The organism is Pauljensenia sp. UMB3104, from assembly GCF_030217285.1.
Taxonomy (GTDB): Bacteria; Actinomycetota; Actinomycetes; order Actinomycetales; family Actinomycetaceae; genus Pauljensenia.
In genome coordinates this window covers 1-324 of the sequence record NZ_JASONN010000151.1, presented here as the reverse complement: position 1 = coordinate 324, position 324 = coordinate 1, and the positions used below count along the sequence as shown (strand labels likewise).

1 pseudogene is annotated in these 324 nt (G+C 58.0%); it reads right to left on the bottom strand.

Annotated features, from left to right (window positions below):
- Positions 1-221: pseudogene (locus QP415_RS11150) on the bottom strand (TrmH family RNA methyltransferase); the annotation flags it as partial.
- Positions 222-324: the final 103 nt, after the last annotated feature.

The window sequence follows — 324 nt, the reverse complement described above, 5'->3', positions numbered from 1 at the left end:
TCATGACCGAGGTTCTCGATTGCAACCTCGAACGGGAGCGCATGGGCTGCGATGTCTTCGCGGATCGCGTCCATCGTCCAGTAGCGATACTGGTCTTCAACGTTACGATGATCGCCGTTCTTCAGTAGTTCAGGATCGTACTTTTCATCGGTCGGAAGCTCGCCAACCCACGGACCAACACCGGGCCTGCTTTCAGAAGCAGGCGTGGCCTCGCCCCCCATTGCACCACCGGAGAGCGCACGGTCTAGCACCTGCGCACCGCGCTCACTGGCGCTGACGACATCCTGATAATCATTACTCACGGGCATAACAATAGCGTCTTGC